This is a genomic window from Rhodococcus chondri (assembly GCF_036327435.1).
Lineage (GTDB): Bacteria > Actinomycetota > Actinomycetes > Mycobacteriales > Mycobacteriaceae > Rhodococcus > Rhodococcus chondri.
This window is the reverse complement of record NZ_JAUZMZ010000298.1, coordinates 1-3,214: the sequence shown is the minus strand read 5'-3', so window position 1 is coordinate 3,214 and position 3,214 is coordinate 1. Positions and strand designations below refer to the sequence as shown.

The window sequence follows — 3,214 nt, the reverse complement described above, 5'->3', positions numbered from 1 at the left end:
GGGTGCCTACCCGACGGTCGCGGCGATCGTGACGGGAGCGAAAATCCCGGCGGCCCACGAACTGGTCGCCGATCTCGATTCCCTCGCCCATACCCGCGCGGCCGCGGAGACGGTCAGCGCGAACGCGCCGCGGTATTCGTCGCACAACTGCCCCAGATTCTCCGCCCGCGGCACCGCGACACGGAGCTGTGCCGGCGCGGACAGGCGCACGTCGGACGGCCACTTCCGGCTGCGGGGATCACGCGGCTCGGGACCGGCCATGACTGCGGCAGCGGCCGCCGCGGTGTCGAGTGACGGCGCGAACACGGTCAGACAGTCGTAGTCCACACACGCCGGAACCACCCCGTGAGTCGAGATCATCCCGAGGGTGGCCTTGATGCCGACGATTCCGTGCAGCGCCGCGGGGACACGACCGGACCCCGCAGTATCCGTTCCGATTCCGATATCGGCGATACCCAGTGCCACCGCGGCCGCCGAACCCGAACTCGACCCGCCCGACACCCGTTCCGGATCCCAGGCGCACCGCACCGCGCCGTACGGGCTTCGGGTGCCGACGAGACCCGTCGCGAACTGGTCGAGGTTGGTCTTGCCGAGTACCATCGCGCCCGCGGCGAGCAGTCGCGCGATACCGGATGCGGTGGTGTCCGGCAGGTACGCGAATTCGGGACATCCCGCGGTCGTGGGCAGTCCCGCAACATCCACATTGTCCTTGACGGCCACGAGTAGCCCCGCCAGCGGCAGCGTTTCGCCGTCGGCGACCCGCGCGTCCACCGCGGCCGCGTCGGCGAGGATGTCCGACCGGTCGCGCAGCGTGATCCACACTTCCGGTCGGTCCACGTCGTCGATGCGCTGCAACGCTTTCCGGGCACGCTGGACGGCCGGCTCCGCGGGGGCAGGCACTGCGGTGGTGGAGGCCGGGGCCGTGACACTGTCGAGGCTCATGCAGGTGCTCCGATCACGAGAAGGGGAGTGCCGGGCGCCACCTTGGCACCTGGTGCGACGAGGACTTCGAGGACCGTGCCGGAGGAGCCGGCGGGCACCGGCATTTCGAGCTTCATCGCCTCGAGGATCACCACGGGGACCCCGTCTTCGACACGGTCGCCCTCGGCGACTTCGATCCGCCACACGTTGCCCACCATCGGGGCCTCGACGACAACGGAGCCGGGCGGCATCCCGTCGAGTGGGTCCACCACCGCGGCGACCTCGATCGGTGCGGCATCGGCGCGGTCGAATTCGCCCGCGTCGTGCCATGCCTGCTTCTCGGCCTCGAATGCCGCCGCCTGCCTCGCGTCGAAGGCGGCGATGGATTCCGCGTTTTCCGTAAGGAACCGCAGATGGTCGGCGAATGCGAAGCTGCCCTCGGCGATGTCGGCGTCGAAGCGGCCGGCCCGCGCCGCCGCCCGGTATTCGAGCAGCTGCTCGGGGGTGACGGGCTCCCACACGATCCGGTCGAAGAACCGGAACAGCCACGGCTTGCCGTCCTCGAACGGCGGGGTCTGCCGGTACCCGGACCAGATCGGGATCGTCCGGCCCACCAGCTGGTAGCCGCCCGGTGATTCCATGCCGTACACACACAGGTACTTGCCGCCGATGCCGACCGCGTCGGACGGCGTCCAGGTGCGGGCGGGGTTGTACTTGGTGGTCACCAGGCGGTGTCGAGGGTCGAGTGGAACTGCCAGCGGCGCACCGAGATACACGTCTCCGAGTCCGAGGACAAGGTATTCGGCGTCGAAGACCGCGGCGCGGACCTCCTCGACCGAGTCGAGACCGTTGATGCGGCGGATGAACTCCACGTTCGACGGCAGCCACGGCGCGTCGTCTCGCACACCGCTGCGGTAGCGGGAGATGGCCTCGGCGATGGAGGGGTCGTCGAACGACAGCGGCAGCCGCACCGTGCGGCTCGGCACCACGAGGTCGTGCGTCGCAGGTAGTTCGGTCTCGAGATCCTGCAGCACTCCGAGCAGCCGGTGCTGGGCCAGCTCATCGGGATCGAAGCGGATGTGCAGCGATCGCACGCCCGGTGTGACGTCCACGATGCCCGGCAGTCGCACGGCCGCCAAGGCTTCCGACAAGGCGTGCACGCGCATCCGCAACCCCAGGTCGAGGACCATGTCGCCGTACTCGACGAGGATGCTGTCGTCGCCGCCGCGCAGGTACACGACGGCGGGCCGGTCGAGAAACGGTTCGATGCGGCCGAGCAGGCCGCCGTCCGGTGCGCTCCGAGCCGCGGCGAGCGGCACATCTGCGCCCCGTTCCGGGGTGTTGCGCAAGGCCGCGGCGTCGGCATCGGTGACGGGCACGAATCGCACCGTGTCGCCGGGCCGGATCTGACCCATCTTCCAGCGGTGCCCGGAGACCACGGTCAGCGGGCAGGCGAACCCGCCGAGGCTCGGTCCGTCCGGTCCCAGCAGGATCGGGGTATCGCCGGAGACGTTGAGTGCGCCCACGCTGTACGGATTGTCGTGCAGATTGGACGGGTGCAGTCCGGCGCCACCGCCGTCCGTGCGCGACCACGTGGGTTTCGGCCCGTCGAGCCGGATGCCGGTGCGGTTGGCATGGGTCTGCACGGTCCAAGCGGTGTCGTAGAACTGCTGCAGGTCTTCCGCGGTGAAGTATGCGGGCGCCGGTTGCGGGCCCTCGGTCACCGCCAGGTGCCACGTGTGGGTGAAGTCGGGGCGGTTCTCGGTAGGCACCGGTGCCGGAGCGGTGCCGGGGCCGGCATCGGCGACACCGAGGATGTCGCCTGTCGCGACCGCCTTGCCCGTCACACCGCCGAAACCGCCGAGCGTGAACGTCGACGCGCTGCCGTGGTAGAGCGGCGCGTCGAGGCCGCCGCGCACCGCGAGATAGGTGCGCAAGCCCGCGTCCGAGGGGGTTCCCACATCCAGTACGGACCCTGCGGTCACCGCTACGGGTTCCCACATCGGCACCGGCGTGCCGTCCAGTGTGAGTTCGACCGGTGCGCCCGTGACACATACGAGCACGGCGTCGGAGAACTCCAATCGGGGACCGCCCAGGGTGCATTCGAGTCCCGGCGTGCCCTCCGGGTTGCCCACCGCGAGGTTGGCGGCGCGGAACGACAGGTCGTCCATCGGGCCCGACGGTGGGATGCCCACCTCCCATAGTCCGGTTCGACCGGGGAAATCCTGGACCGTGGTCATGGTGCCGCCGCGCAGCACGTCGATACGGCGACCCGTCGCGCGGAGTCCGGGCA

Annotated in this window: 1 protein-coding gene and 1 pseudogene; both read right to left on the bottom strand. The window is 70.1% G+C overall.

Translation table 11 applies throughout. From position 1 onward, the window contains the following. Window positions 1-102: 102 nt before the first annotated feature. Window positions 103-942: pseudogene (locus Q8814_RS25270) on the bottom strand (amidase family protein); the annotation flags it as partial. Continuing rightward, on the bottom strand, window positions 939-3,214 hold a 2,276-nt coding region (locus Q8814_RS25265; RefSeq protein ID WP_330154699.1), incomplete at its 5' end, for a 5-oxoprolinase/urea amidolyase family protein. The pseudogene Q8814_RS25270 and the gene Q8814_RS25265, both read right to left, overlap by 4 nt.